At 34.1% G+C, this 20,824-nt stretch carries 14 protein-coding genes; all 14 read left to right on the forward strand.

All coding sequences use genetic code 11. From position 1 onward, the window contains the following. Positions 1 to 150: 150 nt before the first annotated feature. The 14 genes from IMCC3317_RS12625 to IMCC3317_RS12690 all read left to right on the forward strand — a co-directional run bounded on the left by IMCC3317_RS12625 (position 151) and on the right by IMCC3317_RS12690 (position 20,808). The gene (locus tag IMCC3317_RS12625; protein ID WP_160129857.1) at positions 151 to 1,002 is read left to right on the forward strand and encodes a helix-turn-helix transcriptional regulator; all 852 of its coding nucleotides are present in this window, start codon (positions 151 to 153) and stop codon (positions 1,000 to 1,002) included. Between the two features lie 286 nt (positions 1,003 to 1,288). Continuing rightward, positions 1,289 to 1,864: a DUF4255 domain-containing protein gene (locus IMCC3317_RS12630; RefSeq protein ID WP_160129858.1), complete on the forward strand. Its 576-nt coding sequence runs from the start codon at positions 1,289 to 1,291 to the stop codon at positions 1,862 to 1,864. After that, positions 1,864 to 2,679 (forward strand): hypothetical protein, encoded by an 816-nt coding sequence (locus IMCC3317_RS12635; RefSeq protein WP_160129859.1) that lies wholly within the window; start codon positions 1,864 to 1,866, stop codon positions 2,677 to 2,679. Before IMCC3317_RS12630 ends, IMCC3317_RS12635 begins: the two co-directional genes overlap by 1 nt. A 52-nt stretch (positions 2,680 to 2,731) precedes the next feature. Next, on the forward strand, positions 2,732 to 4,312 hold the full coding sequence (locus tag IMCC3317_RS12640; protein WP_160129860.1) for a phage tail sheath family protein: 1,581 nt from the start codon (positions 2,732 to 2,734) through the stop codon (positions 4,310 to 4,312). Between the two features lie 65 nt (positions 4,313 to 4,377). Further along, positions 4,378 to 4,839 (forward strand): phage tail protein, encoded by a 462-nt coding sequence (locus IMCC3317_RS12645; protein WP_160129861.1) that lies wholly within the window; start codon positions 4,378 to 4,380, stop codon positions 4,837 to 4,839. Beyond that, on the forward strand, positions 4,832 to 5,269 hold the full coding sequence (locus tag IMCC3317_RS12650) for a phage tail protein (protein WP_160129862.1): 438 nt from the start codon (positions 4,832 to 4,834) through the stop codon (positions 5,267 to 5,269). Before IMCC3317_RS12645 ends, IMCC3317_RS12650 begins: the two co-directional genes overlap by 8 nt. A gap of 328 nt (positions 5,270 to 5,597) precedes the next feature. Beyond that, positions 5,598 to 5,768: a DUF5908 family protein gene (locus IMCC3317_RS12655; RefSeq protein ID WP_160129863.1), complete on the forward strand. Its 171-nt coding sequence runs from the start codon at positions 5,598 to 5,600 to the stop codon at positions 5,766 to 5,768. A gap of 43 nt (positions 5,769 to 5,811) precedes the next feature. Continuing rightward, the gene (locus IMCC3317_RS12660; RefSeq protein WP_160129864.1) at positions 5,812 to 6,483 is read left to right on the forward strand and encodes a CIS tube protein; all 672 of its coding nucleotides are present in this window, start codon (positions 5,812 to 5,814) and stop codon (positions 6,481 to 6,483) included. Between the two features lie 8 nt (positions 6,484 to 6,491). Then, a complete protein-coding gene (gene vgrG, locus IMCC3317_RS12665) occupies positions 6,492 to 8,291 on the forward strand; it encodes a type VI secretion system tip protein VgrG (RefSeq protein ID WP_160129865.1) in 1,800 nt (599 codons plus the stop codon). A gap of 420 nt (positions 8,292 to 8,711) precedes the next feature. Continuing rightward, positions 8,712 to 9,014, forward strand: a complete 303-nt coding sequence (locus IMCC3317_RS12670) for a PAAR domain-containing protein (protein ID WP_160129866.1) — start codon at positions 8,712 to 8,714, stop codon at positions 9,012 to 9,014. Then, positions 9,007 to 9,435, forward strand: a complete 429-nt coding sequence (locus tag IMCC3317_RS12675; protein ID WP_160129867.1) for a GPW/gp25 family protein — start codon at positions 9,007 to 9,009, stop codon at positions 9,433 to 9,435. Before IMCC3317_RS12670 ends, IMCC3317_RS12675 begins: the two co-directional genes overlap by 8 nt. A gap of 3 nt (positions 9,436 to 9,438) precedes the next feature. Further along, positions 9,439 to 13,704 carry a hypothetical protein gene (locus IMCC3317_RS12680; protein WP_160129868.1) on the forward strand — a complete coding sequence of 1,422 codons (4,266 nt, stop codon included), beginning with the start codon at positions 9,439 to 9,441 and terminating at the stop codon, positions 13,702 to 13,704. Then, on the forward strand, positions 13,701 to 16,571 hold the full coding sequence (locus IMCC3317_RS12685; protein ID WP_160129869.1) for a hypothetical protein: 2,871 nt from the start codon (positions 13,701 to 13,703) through the stop codon (positions 16,569 to 16,571). The genes IMCC3317_RS12680 and IMCC3317_RS12685 overlap by 4 nt, the downstream gene beginning before the upstream one ends. Then, a complete protein-coding gene (locus IMCC3317_RS12690; RefSeq protein WP_160129870.1) occupies positions 16,564 to 20,808 on the forward strand; it encodes a contractile injection system tape measure protein in 4,245 nt (1,414 codons plus the stop codon). The genes IMCC3317_RS12685 and IMCC3317_RS12690 overlap by 8 nt, the downstream gene beginning before the upstream one ends. Positions 20,809 to 20,824: the final 16 nt, after the last annotated feature.

Here is a 20,824-nt window from a genome sequence, read left to right on the forward strand (position 1 = left end):
ATTCTAATTCAGCAATTATAACATTAAAACGTCAAAAAACAGGTAGTTCTACCGTACGCTGTTAAAACTTTTAGCACTAATTTTGAAACATTCCGCTGATATGATTCCCCAAAAACACACTATAACATTTTTTTAAGTAAATATAGTACAGTGATGACTACACATGAAAATATACTTATCGGAAGTGATACTTCTGCGTCACTTGCAGCTATTATAAAGAGCTTGCAAGACGTGAATCAGTATAGTTTTATCACAGCAACACGTGTGTCAGATATTGTTCAAATTGCAAAATCAATTCAGCCAATTTTAATCATTCTTAGCTTTCGAGACAATCAACATATTATAAAATCACTGTTGACATATAACAAAGATTTTTCGATTCCTATTTTGTGTTTGCTCCAAAAAAATGAACGTCATCATTTACAAATGTGTGATACTATTGTAGTTTTTACGCAAATGTTTGAGTATGGAATTCAGTATAATAATTTAAGCACCAATGTTCAAGGAATTTTAAAATTAGTTCAAAAAACTAAGCCATCGCAAGCACCAAAAACATTTGTGCAAAGTGCAATGCAAACGAAAAACTTAACTCGTTTTACCTTAGAACTCGATCAAAAAAAAGCCGTTTTAGATAAAATAAAAGAACGCATCAAGCAATTATATGACGGCGTAGATGCTGCTACCAAAACAAAATTGATGTCTATTGTAAATACGATCAAAATGACGCGAAATGATCGAAAACATTGGGACGATTTCAAACATTACTTCGAAAATGTAAATCCGAGTTTCTTAAAAGAATTAAGCACAAAATTTCCATGTCTTACAGCAAAGGACTTAAAATATTGCTGTTACTTAAAAATGAATATGTCTAATGAAGACATTCGTTTAATCTTAGGAATCAATCAAGAAAGTGTCCGCACACACAAATACCGTCTAAAGAAAAAAATGGTGCTACAAAAACATCAAGATCTTCGCAATTATCTTCAAACCTTTGCGAATTAATTCACATCAAACATTAAAATAAAAAACAATCAAAACTTCCGTATCTTCAACTCGAAGTATTGCTGTCTTCAAAAACCCAAAAAATTAGTAGTGTAATTGTATCCATAAAAAAGTGTGTATTGTTATTTATATACACATTTCACTCTTGTCTACGTTTTGTCTACGGAAAACTTCATACAACTCAAAAATGTACATAAATGGTATACGCTTACAATGCTTTATTCTGTAATTGTATCATTAATTTTAACATCCAATAAAGTTAACTAACCAAAACCATTTGCCTATCATGATTGAAAAAGCACTTCAATTTACAGGAAAAGCACTTAACCAATTTGTCAAAAAGAAATTTGGCTTAGATGAAGATGTGGTCACAATCAATCCTATTATTGATCAAAATGGTGTTGTCCCGAAGGAAAATCAAAACAAAATTGTCATTTCGTTAATTCACATAGAACAAGATACAACGAAACAATTCTACAATAGAAATCAACAACTACAAAACGGAAATTATATAAAAGCGCCGCTCTCCTATCGCTACAATCTATTTGTATTAATCACGCCAAACTTTACCAATTATAGTGAAGCGTTAAAATTTTTAGATGCGTCCATTCAGTTTTTTCAAATCAATGCAATGATTGATGCGACACGAAATGCAGAAATTCCTGCCGATTTAGGAAAACTTGAATACGAATTTCAAAAAGGTGAAAACTATATGCAAATGCAAAACTTGTGGACAGCACTTGGCGCAAAATACCAACCATCTGTTATATACAAAATACGTCTAGTAACAATCGCTTCTGACGAAATTGAAGGATTTGATACTGGAATAATAGAAATAAACACAAACGCCAACGAAAAATAATGACTACATCGTATACATCTTTATTTCGAGTAACTGTCGCGCATTCATACTATGCGTCAGGCAATTGCGAATGCTTACACTACAAAGCAAGTTCAGAAACGCAACTATTAATAGACAAATACGGATTCATTATGAAAGCAACCGCAACGGGTTTTGAAATGTATGCAACGAGCAATCAATCTATTGAAAACTACGTAAACTATATCTCGCAAGTATCTGGAAATACGGCTTTCGCTTTCGCTGGAATTACCTCAGATCAAAACTTTTACAACTTTACTGATGTGCCAATAAACGAACTTGGCGTGCTTTCATTTGCGAGCAATAACACAGAAAATGTAGTAACGAATGAAACGATTCAACTGGCAGAAACTTTTAGTACAGATACTACTTCGCAAGAAGCAATTTCAATAACGATACAATTTGAAGATATCATTCGCTTCCGCAGAATGAACTCAGAAGTACTATTTGACATTCAATTAAAAGCACGAGAAACTCAATGGAAGTATTATGTAATCAACAATTCCAATCAAGAATACAATCAACTAAACATACAAAGTGAAAATAATATTCAATTTTCAGCACCAACGGAAGTCACACTTCAAAATGGTCAAAATGCAGTATTATTTTCATCTGAAACTACCAAAATTCCATTAAAAAATGTGGTAGTATATAACTTCAATCTAACCAATACAAAATCAACAATAGCTGGTGAACGAACAGAAACTATCATCAAAGGATTGCCCATTCCAAATCCTCAAAATTTACAAGTAAATAACGACCATACAATAGCATCTTTAGTATATCTATATATCTAAAAATGCCTTATTAAGTAAACTAAAAATTAACAAGAACTAATAACTATGTTTTATGAATTTATCAACCATTAAATCTCCAGGTGTTTACATCAATGAAATAAATGGATTCGGAAATTCAGTTGTCCCAGTGCCGACTGCTGTTCCCGCATTTATTGGATACACACCACAAGCTATGTACGAAGGGAAATCGTATGCAAATGTACCAACGAAGATTACTTCCTTTACAGATTTTCAGGCAATATTTATGCTACCAAGTCCAGCTGCGCCTGCCGATCCTGCAAAGCAATATAGTCCACAGTACTATTTAGTAGCAGAAAAAAGTCAACCCGAAAAAGGTGACTATGTACAAATTGACGGAACCTTCTACTCTATTGTTCCCGATGCAAACACCATTTACTATTTATACAATAGCATTCGCTTATTCTACGAAAATGGTGGCGGAGACGCATACATTGTATCTGTTGGAAGTTATGGATCAGCTTCTGGAAAACCAATGACGCCAGGCGATCAAATTGTGAATCCAAATGTACAACTCAACGATCTTACTGGCGGACTTGCTTTACTAAAAAATGAACAAGAACCAACCATGTATATCTGTCCAGAAGCTACCTTACTTTCTGTAGCAAATAACGGAACCTTAATGGCTTCTATGTTATTACAAGCGGAAGAAATGCAAACTGCGGTTTCTATTTTAGATATCATTGGTGGTAGAAATCCTGATCCAGTTATGTGGATGGACGATATTACAGCATTTCGTGACAGTACAGGAGCCAATGGACTCAGCTACGGAGCGGCATATTATCCGTTTGTAGGAACCACTATTATGCAAACATCTGACTTAGACTATACCAACTTATTTGGAGGCGATTTAAAACAATTAAAACCACTTTTAAGTCCGGCAGACAATCCAAATGCTACCGTAGAAACGATTATAGGAAACATTGAAAATCCGCCAGGAACGCCATTAACGGTAAGTCAATATAACAATTCACTAATTGCAGCAAGTAAAACGTATAACAACATCATCAATCATGTATTAGCGGATGCAAACATGTTGCCTCCAAGTGGCGGAATGGCTGGTGTTATTACGGTAACTGATAACGAAGTTGGTCCGTGGCAAGCGCCTGCAAATACCTCCATGGTAGGTGCGTCTTCGCTTCCTATAAAACTATCAGAAACACAACAAGCAGACTTAAATGTAGATGCGGTTTCAGGAAAATCGATCAATGCAATTCGTTTTTTCAAAGGACTTGGAATCCTAATTTGGGGCGCAAGAACGCTTGATGGAAACAGTCAAGATTGGCGTTACCTTTCGGTTAGAAGAACTATGAACTTCTTAGAACAATCGTCTAAACTCGCAGCACAAGCGTATGTATTTGCACCAAATGACAAAAACACATGGGAAGCTGTGAAAACTATGATTGGAAGTTTCCTATCAGGTATATGGAAACAAGGAGGATTACAAGGAGCTACGGCTGCGGCAGCTTTTTCTGTAGAATGCGGATTAGGAGCAACAATGACGTCAGACGATATCTTAAACGGATTTATGAATGTAACTATTAAAGTTGCTGTAGTACGTCCTGCAGAATTTATTGTACTGACTTTCCAACAACAACAAGCAACTTCTAGTTAAACTTTAACGAAAAGTAAAATCATTTAAAAACAAAATAAAAATTAACATTTAAAAAATATAAAATTATGGCAGATGATGGAAGTGTAGAAGGCGCAACATGGCCCATGCCAAAGTTCCGATTTGAAGTAGATTTAGGAACTGAGCTTAAAGGAGTCGCATTTCAGGAAGTTTCTGGAATGGATGTAGAAAATCAAATTATAGAATACCGCAAAAGTAACAGTCCGTTATTCTCTACTGAAAAAATGCCTGGCATTGTAAAGTATGGAAATATAACGATGAAACGTGGTGTATTTGTCAATGACAATACGTTTTGGGATTGGCATGCAGAAATTTCTATGAACACCATAAAACGTAGAACTGTAATCATAAAACTGTTAGATGAAAAAGGAAAAGTAACCATGCAATGGACACTAAATAATGCGTGGCCAACAAAAATTACGAGTACCGACTTAAAATCTGATGGAAACGAAGTTGCAGTAGATACCTTAGAAATTGCACACGAACAACTAATTATTGCAAATGGATAATAGTGAATATCCTGTTGGATTCTATTTTTCACTTTCGTTTGAAGGTGAAGATGCGGCTTTTAAGGAAGTCTCAGGAATCAGCAAAGAACTTGGCGTGGAAGAAGTAGCTGGCGGCGGCGAAAATCGATTCAAATATCGATTGCCAACCGTAAGTACCAGCAAAAACTTAGTCCTCAAAAGAGCCATTATTCCAACAGGATCGAAACTAATTACTTGGTGCGCTGATACGCTAGACAACGGATTGGCCACAGCAATACAAACACAAGATGTATCTGTTGATTTGCTTGATAATAAAGGAAAAATATTGATGAAATGGACATTTTACAATGCGTACCCTTTAAGCTATGCGGTTTCAGATTTGAAATCGCAAGAAAGCGAAATCTTAATTGAAACTATTGAATTAGCTTATAACTATTTCAATATCAAGTAATGTAAGTTCGATATAAAACATTAGAGTGCTTTTCTTCTTTTCCGTATTATAACAGAGATTTTTCGTTAAAAATTTTTGAAGCCTTGGAAAAAATTTAGAAAAATCACTGTGATTTTAATTTTTTCCTTAAAGAAAAATTAAAAATACCTCTGGAAAAGTGCACTTTCTTTTGTTTCTTTTCTTTGTGCGAACAAAGAAAACGAAAATAAAAAACTGCTTTTCAGTATTTTCAAAATACAACAGTAGGTGTTTTCAAAATTTCATTTGAATGAATTTTAAGTCGAACTCAGGTTAAGTAAATAACAAAACAAAGTACACAACTCGAATTATGCCAATAGAAATCAGAGAATTAGTCATAAAGACAGAAATAAAAACAGTTCACGAAAACGGGAACTCAAAACGTACTGCGTATGATACTTCTAAATTAAAAAATGAAGTATTAGAAGCGTGTCAACGTATGATTTCTGAAGCACAAAAACGAGAAAAGTATAACAGGTAAATTAACTCAGAATAAAATCTCGATGATCGAGTAAATTACGATTATGGCATTAGAATATATGAAAATTACAGGATACAAAGATGAAGCTTTTACACAAGCTGTATCTGGCGACCCGTATAATCTAATGATGAATCCAGAGTCTATAAAATGGAGTCGAACCATTGAATACAATGAACAACAACCGATAGATACGAGTTCAACATCTCAAAAATACAAAAGTACGCCAAGCGACAATCTCAGTTTTGACATTGTTATTGATTGTACTGGAGTTGTAGATAATAAACGAACCGATCTCACCAAGGAAATTCAAACCTTAGAAGACATTGTATATACCTATAACGGCGACATTCACAGACCCAATTTCGTAAAAATTCAATGGGGAAGTGATTTGGTGTTTTACAGCGTATTAAAATCATTTGATACCACGTACACGCTTTTCAAACCAGATGGAAGTCCATTAAGAGCTAAAATTTCATTAAGCTTCGGAAAATATATTTCGCCTGACAAACGCGCAAAAGAAGACAATGAAAGTTCTCCCGACATTTCACACATGGTGGAAGTTGTACAAGGAGAAAGTTTGCCGCAATTATCCAATAAAATTTGGAATTCACCCTACTATTATGTGCAAGTTGCTAAGTATAACGATCTAAACAAATTCAGACAACTAAAAGGAGGACAACAATTAATATTTCCTCCAATTATAAAGCCAACATAACGAACTATATGAGTGCATCAACAACAATAACAAGTGGCGGTTTAGTAACCTTCGATATTAAAACCAATGGAAGTACAATTCCGGATACAATGGACGTACAATCTGTTGAAATAGAAAAAGGTGTCAACCGAATTCCGATAGCGAAAATTGTCGTTATTGATGGAACGCCTTCGACGGAAACTTTTGAAGCAAGCTCGTCGAGTACGTTTGTTCCAGGAAATACCATTACGATTGAAGCTGGGTACGATTCTAAAAATCAAGTAATTTTCAAAGGAATCATTACCAAACAAAGCATTCGTATTCATGGAAATGAAGGTTCTGTATTAATTGTTGAATGTCGTGATGAAGCTGTAAAAATGATTGTCGGACGTAAAAGTTTGACCTATTCAAAGAAAAAAGACAGCGACATTATGAGTTCTATTATTGGTACGTATTCTGGATTAAGCGCAGACGTTTCTGCAACAACCACAGAATGGCCAGAACAAGTACAATACTATGCAACCGACTGGGATTTTTTACTCGCAAGAGCAGAAACAAACGGAATGATTGTAACCGCTTTAAACGGAAAAGTGTCTGTATTTGATCCAAGTAGTGATACTTCTTCTGTGTTAGAAATTGCTTATGGAGACAATCTATTAGAATTTAATGCAAGCTTAGATGCTGTTACACAATTAGGCGCGGCAAAAGCAACTTCTTGGGATTTTGCCACACAAAAAACGGTTTCAGGAGAAGCGTCAAGTAGTTATGCCGGTCCAGGAAATTTATCGTCCAAAAAACTATCGGAAGTTGTGGGACTTTCTAATTACGAATTGCAAAGTACTGCACCAATTGAAACTGGCGACTTAACAACTTGGTCAAAAGCTGCGTTGGTAAAAAGTGCATATTCCAAAATTCGAGGCGATGTAAAATTTCAGGGAAGCAACCTAGTTGATCCAGCAAAATACATCACACTTGCAGGATTGGGCGATCGTTTCAATGGCGATCATATCATTTCGAATGTACATCATTTCATTGGACACGGAAATTGGACAACAGAAGTTTCGGTTGGTTTATCGCCTGTTTGGTTCACAGAAGATCCAGATGTTATGGCGCCGCCAGCTTCAGGATTATTGCCTGGCGCACAAGGATTATTCAATGCAACGGTAAAAAAAATGTATGAAGATCCAGACAGTCAATATCGTGTGTTGGTAGACATTCCATTGTTTGATCCAAATGGTGAAGGATTGTGGGCGCGATTAACAAATTTCTATTCCACAGCTGGCGCAGGCGCATTTTTTATGCCTGAAGTTGGTGATGAAGTGGTTGTTGGTTTCTTGAATGAAGATCCACGGTATCCAATTATTTTGGGAAGTATGTATAGCTCATCAAACAATAAACCATTTGACGGTTTAGATCCTGATGAAAAAAATACAATAAAAGCTTTTGTGTCTAAATCTGGAATTAATATAAAATTTGATGATGAAAATAAAGTGCTCACGCTAGAAACGCCAAGTAAAAACACGGCAATTTTTAGTGATAAAGACAAGGAAATTACTATTAAGGATCAAAACAATAATAGTATTGTCATGTCTGATAGCGGAATTACCATTAAAAGTGATAAAAACATCACAGTTCAGGCAACGCAAAACCTAACGCTCAAAGGCGACCAAGGAGTTTCTATTGAATCTTCTGGCGGCGATGTTCAAATAAAAGGATTGAATATCAAAGAAACTGCTCAAATGCAATATTCAGCAGAAGGAAGCATGACAGCATCTTTACAAGGTGGAACGCAAACTACTATTAAAGGTGCGATGGTTATGATTAATTAATGTTAGATGTTAGATGTTAGATGTTAGATGTTAGATGTTAGATGTTAGATGTTAGATGTTAGATGTTAGATGTTAGATGTTAGATGTTAGATGTTAGATGTTAGATGTTAGATGTTAGATGTTAGATGTTAGATGTTAGATGTTAGATGTTAGATGTTAGATGAAAATTAAAAAAACCAAACGTCACTTCGAGTGAAATTTCAGAGAAATTTTGTATCGAGAAGTGCTTTAAAATAACAAATGCTTAAAATCAGCACGAGACATTATTTCTCAATACTAAATACTAACAACTCAATACTAAAACAGACTGTATCGAGAAGTGCTTTAAAAACAATAAATATTAACTAAAAGAACGAAGAAAGAGTCCATGATTTTTTAATCATTCAATCTTTGAATCATTCAATTTTTAAACTAAAAAAAATGCCACCAGCAGCAAGATTAACCGATTTTCATGAATGTCCAATGCAAACACCAGCAGTTCCTGCTCCAATTCCGCATGTTGGCGGACCAATAGTAGGACCTGGCGAACCAACGGTTTTAATTGGAAAATTACCAGCCGCACGCGTTGGCGATATGCTCGTTTGTGTAGGACCACCAGATTCTATCGTAAAAGGTTCTGCAACCGTGATGATTGGCGGAATGCCAGCCGCACGTTTAGGCGATTCAACCGCGCATGGCGGATCAATAGTATTAGGATGTTTTACAGTGATGATCGGTGGATAGACAAACAAACATATCAAAAGAGTTTCTAGGCTCAGGTTGGTCGTTTCCTGTTACATTTTCAGCAGGAAATAGTCAATTGCAGCTTACAAAATATGAAACAAATATTAATGAAATGATCAATTTGATTATGCAAACAACGTACGGAGAACGTCCATTTGCACCACAATTTGGTTCAGGTTTACAAACATTTTTCTTCAAAGAAATGCGTCCAACATTGCAAGGAGAAATTAGAGAAACGATCAAAACTGCATTACTAAATAATGAACCTAGAATAAAAGTAATATCCGTAACGGTAGCGTTTACCGATTTACAAACTGGTTTGGTAGAAGTTACTATCAATTACATGTATAATCAAACCAATACAAGACACAATTATGTGTATCCTTTTTACATAAAAGAAGGTACAAATTTACAACGATAAGCAATGAATCAACTCGATCAACATAACGCAATACTGTCATTAGAGCAAGCTTTAGTGCCTACTGCTGGCTTGGTTGATAGTAGAACCGAAGCGGATAATTTACGCTTGCTTGTTGATTTTTCTTCATTATTTAATTTTTACGATCAAACCAATAAAATTAATGGAAGTTGGTCACCTTTTTTACTAAAAGATCCTGTATTCTTAATCGCTTCAATTGCGAAAACAGCGTTTCAAAAAATATATTCCTTGTTTATTAATACGTGTTCTCAATTGGGAAATGCGGTTACGAATGAATTACATATTGATTACATCACAAATGGTTTTAATCAACTATTTGATCAAATTATTTATGTGTTTAAAAATATAGAACGTTGGACACATTACACGCAAGAATCAAGTTTAGAATACAATCTTAAAACATACATCGTCAATAATGTAACAAATACGTATGGACTTATTCTTTGGTCATTGTTAGACTTGAGAGAACAATTATTTACCTATGGAAATTCACCAAATATAACCTTTGACATTCCTGGAATTCAGAAAGTAAACAGACTCGCTTTTACTAAATACGATAAAAAAATCTGGAAGAATAATAAAGGAGAATTACCCTATTGGACCGTTTTAGGATTGCCAACTTCTCCATGTTTTGACGATCAAAATGATGTTGATGATGAACAACAATGTTTCTACATTGAAAAACTGACACAAAAACAACTTTTTACAGCATTATATAATACAGGAAAAAAAGTATTTGCCTTTTATAGCAATTGTATTTCATCTGCAGAAACGGAATTGAAAACAGTACAAACGGTTCCTGGGCATTTTCCAGATACTATTTTACTAAGAACCTTCACGAGTTTGCTAAAAATTTATCAAGGTCAGCTAAATTCTTTATCAGAAAAGCATTTAAAGTTTTATTATGATGATATATTAAAACAAGCTCCAAAAAGTGTTTCACCAGATACGGTTTTTGCAGCGAGCAATTTGGCAAAGAAGACAGCCAATTTTCAATTACTAAAAAACACAGTATTTACCGCAGGTTTAGATGCTGAAAAACAAGCAATTCTATTTGAAACCACAAAAAATGTTTGGTTAAATCCTGCGAAAATTGCAAACACCTATACGCTTTTTCAACAAAATGTACATACGTATCATTCAGAATTGTATTTGCAAAAATTACCACCTGTAAATGTAATTGCTAAAGATGAAGCTGGCGCGATTAAAACGTGGAAAACCTTTGGTTCACAACCAGATTCTACAATAAAACCTAACAAAATGGCAATCGCTTTTGGTTCGCCATTATTATATTTGACAGAAGCTGCATCGCGTGTAATTACATTTAATTTTACACTAACAAGTTCAACTTTTACAGAAATCATCAAACAGGGAACCAGCTTTTATTTAAGTACTGAAAAAGCTTGGTTTGAAATTCCTGCGAGTCAAGTGGTTCGCAATTTTACAACACCAGATTATAAATTACCATTAACAATTGATCGTACATTGACAATGACAATTACGTTGCAACCAACAGATCCTGTAATTGCCGCATTTACAAAAAATCCTGATGGCTATACAAGCGATTGGCCATTATTTAAAATGCAATTTTCTGAATTTGAAAACTTAGCAAATCCGCCAAAAATAAAAACCTTAACGATTGATGTTTCGGTAAACGGATTGCAAAATTTTGCGTTGTATACTGATTTGGGAATGTTGAATGCCAAAAAACCGTTTCAGCCATTGGGTCCTACGCCAGCAGTGAATCAAAACTTTATGGTTGGAAGCGCGGAAATTTTTAGCAAACCTACCAATAGCTTCACCTTAACGATTGATTGGAACGCATTTCCTGCCAAGTTTGATTTTGCAGTTTACTATACTGAGTACAACAATTACTTAAATAATATCTATTCAAAAGAACCGAAAGACGTTGCTGCTGCAAAAAAAATAATTCAAGAAATCATCAGTTCAGAAGAAGTCTTGTTTCAAAATATATTGAGTTCGCAAACGACACTTTTCAAATCATTAATTGGCACGAAGCAAGCGGCGGCGAAGAAATTAATTGACAAAGGAAATAGCAATCTTACGAATTTAATTCAAACACAAAACAAAACATTACAAAAATTAGTTGATCCTAAAAATGCTACGATTAAGGATGTAATTACGCAGCACAGTATTTTACTTTCCAATATAGTTTCAGAAGAAACCGCACTTTTAAAAGCGATTGATACCGATGGAATTATTGATGCACAAAAAACGATTGAAACAGAAGGCACGGTTTTCTCAGAAATTTCTACTACTGAAAATACCGTGATTCAAAAATTAATTAATGCAGAAAGTACTATTTTAGAAACGCCTCTTCCAAAAAAGAAATCATCATTTAAAAACATTTTTGGCTCTTTAGGGAATATTTTTCATCGTCAGGATAATACTAAAATGCTATTAGAAGATCCTACTTTAACTGAAGACACAACACCTTTTCAATTTTCCAATACTTCTTTTATGGTTAATTTTGAATGGTTACAAAACGGATTGTGGCAATATTTTAACATGTATCAGTCAGAAGTTATCATTTCGTCTGCATCTAATTTGAATTTATTTTTTCCTTTAGAAACGACAAATACAGTCATTCCAAATACGCGTACATTTACGTTTGCTGGACTTGAAATGAATCCGTCTGAAATTGATCCAACACTGCAAAAAACACCTTTACTACTTTCAGAAAAAAGCACGACTGGATTTATAAAAATGCAGTTGGTTACTCCCGATGACGGTTTTGGCTTAGACCTATATCCGAAAGTAATTGGCGCAATTGCATTATATAATGGGCGATTGATTGCAAATAAAAGTAGTGATCCATTAATAAATCCGCCAAGCTTGCCTTTTGCGCCAACAATTAGTTTATTTTCAGGTAATTATACTGCTTCTGCGAGTTATGATTTTTCAACTAATGAAGCAATATATCCGCTAGAATGTTTTTATAATACGCCATTTCAGAATTACAAAGTGTATGATACTACAAATACGAAGGAAAAAATTACCACAAAATATACAACGCTTGGAAATTCTCCAGAGAGAGATGAAACTGGAACTATTATTCCGTTAACTGCGTTGCCATTAGTTCCCGAATTTTCTTCGAGAGGACAATTATTTTTAGAATTAGAAGATGTAATTGCGCCTGCTAACGTAAGTTTCTATTTTGAATTGGCGCGTACGTATACTGAAAAAGCAGTAACAACTGAAAAAGTAACGTATTCTTATTTGAGTAAAGACGGCTGGAAAACAATTACGTCAGTCGTAGATGGAACAAATAATTTTACCTGTTCAGGAATTATCACTTTATATATTCCCGCAGATATTACCACCGAACATGAAACAATTGCAGGAACTAACTTTTGGATTGCTATTGGAACGACAGATAATCCAGCTAATTTTCCGCAAACTTCCTTTTTAAAAACGAACGGAATTACGTTGCAACGGATTGTAGCTTCCAATGATTTTTCAACCGTGACGCCACAAATTAAAGCAAATGTAATTACAACTCCACAAACAGCGATTCCAGAAATTTCGGCAACGATTCAGCCGTTTGCTTCGTTTGGTGGAAAAGCCGCTGAAACGAATCCGCAAATGAATTCGCGCGTAAGTACACGTTTAAAAACGAAAGACAGATTACTGACTTCGGAAGATTATTTTAATGTAATTCGGTTGCAGTTTTTAGAAGTTTACTATTCGAAAAGTATCTATAATAAAAAGACAAAAAAAGTAACTACATACGTACTAAAAAGAGTTTCAGATGTAACAGATACCAACGCGTTTGTTCCGCTATTAAGCGAATGCAACGAGTTAGAAATTCAAAATTATATTAAAGAACGAGTTTCTCCATTTACAACGGTTTCTGTAGAAAATTTTGAATTGAATTATGTTAAAATTACAGCAACTATTATCATAAATACGGGTGAAGATGTAACCACAGTTTCCAAAGAAATTAATAATGATATCAACGTTTATATGTCGCCTTGGATTACAAGTGCGCAATCGCAAATTACGATTGACACAGGACTGAACACAGCGCAACTTGCTTCATTCATTACAAGTTATGACAGCATTATAGAAGTGAAAAGTATTTCGCTTCAAATTGGCACTAAAGATTTTACTACGGGAGAAATAACGTTTACAACTAGCACGCAAGAACTAAAACAAACTGATGGAATTATCCTAGTTCCTTCATTGAACAATATAACAGCTAACAGTCTCATTACGTATCAATTATGACACAAGAAAACCACATAATAGATACGCAACTTCCATTGGAACTTGATTTTAAATCGCTCAAAGCGGAAGGACTTGCCTATATCCAAAAACACAGTAGTACGGAATGGTCTAACTTAAATCCGAGTGATCCTGGTGTGACTATTTTGGAGCAATTGTGTTATGCGTTTACCGAACTTGGCTATTGTGCAAACTTCTCGATGAAAGATATTTTGACGCAAAAAAATGGCGATTTAACAGTTGAAAATCAATTTTATGTTCCACAAGATATTTTAACAACGTCACCAATTACAATTGAAGATTATACAAAGTATATTATTGATCAAATTCCGAGTGTAAAAAATGTCATTATCAAGCCAATTCCTGTGAATTTTTCCTTTGTAAATGGTTTGTATGAAGTGTATTTAGTTCGCGACTCGAAGTACAATGATCCAACTGTTATTGATTCATCTGAAACAGAAACATTTTACTTGTTGAATAGCTGTCGAAATTTGGGCGAATTATTTTTAACGCCACAAATATTAGCACCAAAAACATATACAATTACAGGAAAATTACAGCTAGAATCTGGATACGATATCAATACGATTCTGCCAGAAATGATTCAAACAATCAACAATTATATTTTCCCTGAGGTTACACAAACTGGATACGATAAGTTAAAAATTGAAGGCGAAACTACGAACGAAATTTTTAATGGTCCAACATTGAAAAACGGCTGGATTTCTTCTGAAAGTATTCAACCAAAAAAAGATACGATTCAATCTTTTGAAATCACAAAACTGATTCAAGATATTGAAGGTGTGCAATCTATTTCAGGAATTTCTTTTACGTACAAAAACAAACCATGTGATATTGCAACTTGTGATGAAGATCAAATTTTAACTTTTGATTTTGCAGCGTCTTTTTCAACAAATACAAACGTTTCTAATCTTCAGATAAGTACGCAAGGAAAACAGTTAAATGCTTCGCTGAATACGTCTTTAATTGACGAATTGGCAAACTTGCAACAATCAGATTCACAATTAAATGAAGTTGCAGCAGTACAATTAGCGCCAATTCTTCCAGAAGGAAAATTTAGAGATATTACTAGTTATTATTCAATTCAACAGACATTTCCAGAAGCATATGCCGTTGGACCGAATGCTGTGAATGAAAACACACCAGATTTTCAAGTTGCACAATCTCGCCAATTGAAAGGTTATTTGAGTTTATTTGATCAAATGTTGAGCAATCAGTTTGCACAATTGGCAAATATTGACAAGTTATTTTCTTTCAAAAATTCTAGCACAGGAACTCCTGCAGATCTTGAAAATTATAACAATTTAAAAACGGCTCAAGAAAAAACAACACCTAAATATACGGCACCATTTGAAGTGTTTTCTCCAACGTATTTTTACCAATCGTTGTATAAAAGTGTGCCAAATGTGGAACCGCTTTTGCGGAATAATGACATCTTTAATTTTGGTCCTGTATCACAATCGGAAACAGCGTTAGCGCATCAAAATTGGTTGCAATATCAAGATGATCCATACAATTCATATATGTACGGATTGTTGGTTTTTACAGAAAAAGATACTGTAAACCTGCAACGCAGAAACGACTTGCTCGATCATTTATTGGCACGTCACGGAGAATCGCCTTTGGTAATTGATACGCTTATTTATGGAACTATATATTCTGGCGATGTTTTGAAAGATGCGGTAATTATTAAGAGTCTGTATTTGCAAAATTTACGAGTTTTATCATACAATAAAACAAAAGCATATAATGAAATTGGTGCAAAAAAACTATACACAGGTATTGTAGAAATTACACCAGAAATTATTGAGGAATTGTCTAAAAGAGAAATTCCAAAAACTCAAACCGAAAAAGAAATAGATTTAACAAATATCGCAACGCTTAAAGCTGATGAAGTTATAGAATATTTAGCCATAAAAAGCACAAAAAAAGAATTGCAAAACATTATAACAAAAACTTATAAAACAAAAGGTGTTTTTGATACAGCGTATGTAAACGAGGTTCAAAAAGTGTCTGCACAAGATTGTTTGGATTATGCAATGATTTCGATAAAACTAAGCATGCTACTCACGTTACGCCCTTTTTATATCAACTTCATAGAAGTAAGTGTTGATCCTGAAAATACGCCTGAAACACACTCGGAAGTCATCACTCAATTTCCATCCGCGTTGGTTTGTCAACAAATTGAAGTTGCTTTATGGATGATTACGCAACGAAAAGGTGTCATTGCTATTGAAACAAATTTGTTATTACAATCGGGAAGTTTTACTGTTTTTATACAAGAAGATACTTTATCAAAAACATATTATCGTATTGATACGATACTAAATTACTTAGATTTCATGTCATTGTCCACACAATTAGCAATCATGACTTCGGATGATAACATTGCAGACTATTTAAAAAATATTGAACCAACATATACACTTGTAAAAATTGAAAGTAACACAATAACAGACGCCGTTTTTACACCAATTGAAAATACAGCGTACGCGTGGACAGCAAACATAAGTTGGAACAATGAAAATACCGTATACATTACAGATGCACTTTTTGAAAATACATTGCTTTGGGTTTTTCCAAACTTCATAAAAGAAATTAGTGCGCCCGAATGGCAACAACGTCTCTCCTATTTTACAGAAAGTCAATTGTCTATTCAATTAGAAGCAACCGCTTTGTATGGAAATGCAACACAACTTACTACATTAATTCCGTTGTATGCAGCTTGGTATAACGCCAATATTTACAATGCCGAAACAGAAAGTATTGACTCTAGTACAATTATCTCAAACGCAGGAAATATCATTGCGCAATTAAAAAAACTAAAAACAACGCCAACAGATGTATAACCAAGAAGCACATATCGTCACGCGTTGTCAATGGAACACAGGATTCGATTCCAAGCATCTTGCGCACGAATTGCAAACTGCGATTAGTACGTGGAGCGCGTATAAAATGAAGCGTATTATTACGAATGTGTTTGATAGTATTTGTCCAAAAGGACAGGTTTTGAAGATTAATAAATTGGTTATTGATTTAGGATCAATTACCTATGAAAATATGCTAAGTGAACTTCCATTACGTTTGGAAGAAGCTTTACGCAACGCATTGTACGACTTGATTATGTATCCAAAAAGTGGCGACAAAACGTTGGAAATTGTTAATCAAAAAATGGCGCAAATTAGTGTGTTGCGTACTTTTCTTTTGCAAGGAATGATGCCTTGGAATTATCAAGAAACCTATGGTTCGGCAGCTCAGATTATGCGTTCGCAATTGCTAAACAATCGGTTGGATGCAATTCAAATGATTCAAGAAATTGGATTGCAAGAAAATGTTCGGAAACGAATTTCTTGGCAGTTTACAGATGATACTATTAAAAAGATTATTGCAGGATTAGAACCTAATAATCATCAACAAATTATTAGTTTTTCTGAAGAGTTTGTAAAAGTTCAGGAAAGAGAAACTATTGTTCAGACAAGTACAAGTGATCTTAAAAAGAATATTTGGCTGTGGATTTTGAATTATTTATTTACAGATAGAGGAACCATTTTCAACAAAGTTGCTTTTGTTCGAAATACCGTGGAACAAATGGCAAATCATTTCAATTTATCGTATGAAGCGATGCTAGAATTGATTGAAAATGCAGTGGAACGCACATGTGAGTATTCACATATAAATAAAGGTTTTATCGCTATTTTAAGATTATTATCAGAGGAATTACATCATACAGCATTCACGAAAGTGAAAACGAAAAAGCAGAAAGAGAATTTCTGGGTAAAAATTGCGGATTATTTTAATGAATCTTCTAAAAGAAGTACACCAACGCAGAAGAATGAGTTTAACGAATTGGTGATTAATTTATCAAAGTTAGATGCAACACGTTTTCAAAAAATTGTGTTGAATGTGGAACAAAAACCAGCTACTTGGAAAACAATTCTGAACGATTTGATTCCTGCTTCTATTGAAAATTTATTTGTCGCTTTATCGCCTTCGCAATCGAAAAGTGTGTTGACGCAGATTTCGTTTTTATCAAAATTAAATACAGAAACTGCTGTAAAAATTGATAAACTAGATTTGTATACTTTCGGAATTGAATTTTGCATTGCAAACCAAAATGCTTCCGTTTCTAAAGATGCATTTTTAGCATTTATTGTGCAGAAATTAGCAACAAAACAGCAGCAAACAAAACTTGTTATATTAGATCGATTTGTAGCTTCAAACGTAACAAACACACATAAGAAAACTACTTTTATTTCCTTATTCAAATCGCTACATACATTGTATCAACAAGAAGTTTCTAGCTCAAAAATGGTTGCTTCTGAAGAAACATTGCATCGAATTATTACAACATATAGTTCTGAAATTCAAAACAATAAAGGTCATTCAAAACAAGCTCAAGAACTTGAAAAAACAATTTTGATGTGGATTTCGACTTCGCCAGTACAATTTTGGAATGTTGTGACTAAAGTTCAAAAAACACATTCAGTTACTGTTCATATATTAACGTTGATTTCAACCTACGGAACACAGCGATTTTTGAAACAAGTACACCCTGAAACTTTCAAGATTGTAGAAAAAGTTCATCAATTTATGGACGAACTTATTTCTAAGAATCCTAGAAAAGCAACTGCATTACGTGCAATTAAACATGTTTTAGTAGACACAGCTTTTGAAGTTATATGGAAGCACGAAAAATTGAGTTCGGCAAAATTATTTTCAGAATTATTATACGTATTGAAGCAAAGTTCGGCGGTTTCAAAAGTTTCCACGAATGCAATTGAAGAAGCAATTCAGTTGTTATTAAAGTATCCAAAAACTAAAACATTGGCTTGGTCTTCGCAAGAATTTGAAGCGATTAAAAAACAGCATACAACGAATGTATCAAAAACAGTTTTAGAGGAAATTTTGGAGTTTGTAGCACAACCAAATCAAGAAGTTATTGTTGCAACATTTGTTTCAAAACTAGTGCGTGCAAAAAAGATAACTACCAACGAATTTAAAGCACAAGAAAATACCTTTATTTCGTATTTACTTTCCAATGGAATACAGATTCGGGAGCGTTTAGTTTCTAGGTTTTTACAACAAATTTCAGCTACAAAAACGACGTTTACGGCAACAGAGATTAAAACGCTATTACAGGATTGTTTCTGGCAATCATTAGTTACATATGATTTATATCGTGGCAATGAACGTAAGTTTATCGTGCTTTTTGAAGAGACGGTTTTTGAGACATTTCCAGTATTGAAAAAAGAGGAAAGAAAGCAGAAAATAGAATATAGAGAACAGAACATAGAAAAGAGAAATGAGAAGATAGAAGTGCGCGTTGCTTTAAAAAATGAAGTTCTAATGACACCTTATAAAATAGCTGTTTCCGTATTGTTTGAAGCATTAAAAGAAAACTTAAAAACAACGAATGCTAGCTTTGAAATTTCAAAAAATACGTATTCATACAAACAGTTATTTGTGGTTGGTTTGGAAACATCGCCAACAGAAATTAGAAACATTATTAAAGAAACGATTCAGACAGAAAAACAACTATTATTAGTACGAAACGCAATTACTTTTGAAGAATTTATTGTACTGATTGCAAGCGATTTATCAAGTTCGCAACAAGCTATTTTTAAAGCAATTCATGTAGTATTTGCACTTGCAAAACAACTTGGAAATTCGCAACTGATTGCTTCTTTAGAAACCATTTTTTGGAAACAAACAATTGCGTTGATTCAAACTAAAAATACAGCAAAAAAAGTACTGGAAATACTCGTAAAAACTACGTTTGAAAAGCTTTCCGAAATTGCAACTTTAGATCAAATTACCATTGTAAAACATATTCAAAATAGCGGATTGAAAGTTCCTGAAATTTTGAAAACCGTATTGCTAGAGAGACATCAAATTTTTGAATTGGTTTCAGAAGAAATACACGAAAACACACTTTCGGAAGCGATTAAAACTTGTATTGAACAACAGAAAATTGAGTTGTTGAGCGAATACCTCATCACGCAATTTGCAATTCCAGCGTGGTTTCAACATAAAGAAACGCGCAATTATCGCAGTATTGTGAACGAATTGATACTGCATCAACCAAGTATTATTTTGAAAACGATTCGGAGTCAACAAATTTCGGAAGTGCAATTGACAAAGTTTTCACAAACGATTCATTTTGCAACGTTGATAAAATCGTTGCTAAAGTTATATCCAACGCAACAAAAACAACTTACCGATATACAGAAATTGTATGAACATATTGCGCTGATTTCCATGAATGGAATTTCCACGAAAGTGTTACAAGAAATTTTAGTCAAAAAAGTACTCACCGCTTGGCGAAATTCCAATTGGTCATTAATTGCCAGCACAAACATTTGGAACGAGTTTTTATGGGAAACTTGCGGAAAAAAAGGCGTAAAAGAACGTGACTTTTTTAAAGCAATGAACACGATAAAAACAGCATTGCCAGCTTCGTTGCTAATACCTTATAAAAACGTATTACCAGTTGTAAAACCGACTTTACAAACGCAGAAAACAATTGAATATAAAAACACTAAAAAACCGTCTATGAATACAAAATCAATAGCATTACCTGACGAAGGTGTTCCAATTCCGAATGCTGGATTGGTATTACTAAATTCTTATTTTTTAATGCTTTTTGAACGTTTGGGAATTACTGCTGACAAGGTTTTTAAAACACCCGAAAATCAGTTAGATGCTGTGCATTATTTACAATATATCGTCACAGGATTGACACAAACGGACGAATCTTTGTTGACGTTAAATAAAGTTCTTTGTGGGCTTTCGCCAGATACGCCAGTGAGAGATTCCATAGAAATGACACAAGACCAAAAACAACTGATTGATGGATTGATTCAGGCAGCAATTGGCTATTGGAGTGCTATTGGAGATACATCTATCAATGGATTTCGAGGAAATTGGTTGGTACGAGACGGAATTTTGAGAGAAACCGATGAACGTTGGGAATTAACCGTAGAAAAAAGAGCCTATGATATTTTAATGTTGAAATCGCCATTTTCGTTTTCAATCATAAAACTACCATGGATGCGAAAACCATTACATGTGACTTGGGCATATTAACCATAAACTATAACAC

This window comes from Kordia antarctica, assembly GCF_009901525.1.
Lineage (GTDB): Bacteria > Bacteroidota > Bacteroidia > Flavobacteriales > Flavobacteriaceae > Kordia > Kordia antarctica.

Coding starts and splice junctions, on each gene's coding strand:
- IMCC3317_RS12660 (WP_160129864.1), top strand. CDS start 5,812: ATGGCATTAGAATATATGAAAATTACAGGATACAAAGATGAAGCTTTT.
- IMCC3317_RS12670 (WP_160129866.1), top strand. CDS start 8,712: ATGCCACCAGCAGCAAGATTAACCGATTTTCATGAATGTCCAATGCAA.
- IMCC3317_RS12645 (WP_160129861.1), top strand. CDS start 4,378: ATGGCAGATGATGGAAGTGTAGAAGGCGCAACATGGCCCATGCCAAAG.
- IMCC3317_RS12690 (WP_160129870.1), top strand. CDS start 16,564: ATGTATAACCAAGAAGCACATATCGTCACGCGTTGTCAATGGAACACA.
- IMCC3317_RS12655 (WP_160129863.1), top strand. CDS start 5,598: ATGCCAATAGAAATCAGAGAATTAGTCATAAAGACAGAAATAAAAACA.
- IMCC3317_RS12650 (WP_160129862.1), top strand. CDS start 4,832: ATGGATAATAGTGAATATCCTGTTGGATTCTATTTTTCACTTTCGTTT.
- IMCC3317_RS12630 (WP_160129858.1), top strand. CDS start 1,289: ATGATTGAAAAAGCACTTCAATTTACAGGAAAAGCACTTAACCAATTT.
- vgrG (WP_160129865.1), top strand. CDS start 6,492: ATGAGTGCATCAACAACAATAACAAGTGGCGGTTTAGTAACCTTCGAT.
- IMCC3317_RS12685 (WP_160129869.1), top strand. CDS start 13,701: ATGACACAAGAAAACCACATAATAGATACGCAACTTCCATTGGAACTT.
- IMCC3317_RS12680 (WP_160129868.1), top strand. CDS start 9,439: ATGAATCAACTCGATCAACATAACGCAATACTGTCATTAGAGCAAGCT.
- IMCC3317_RS12635 (WP_160129859.1), top strand. CDS start 1,864: ATGACTACATCGTATACATCTTTATTTCGAGTAACTGTCGCGCATTCA.
- IMCC3317_RS12640 (WP_160129860.1), top strand. CDS start 2,732: ATGAATTTATCAACCATTAAATCTCCAGGTGTTTACATCAATGAAATA.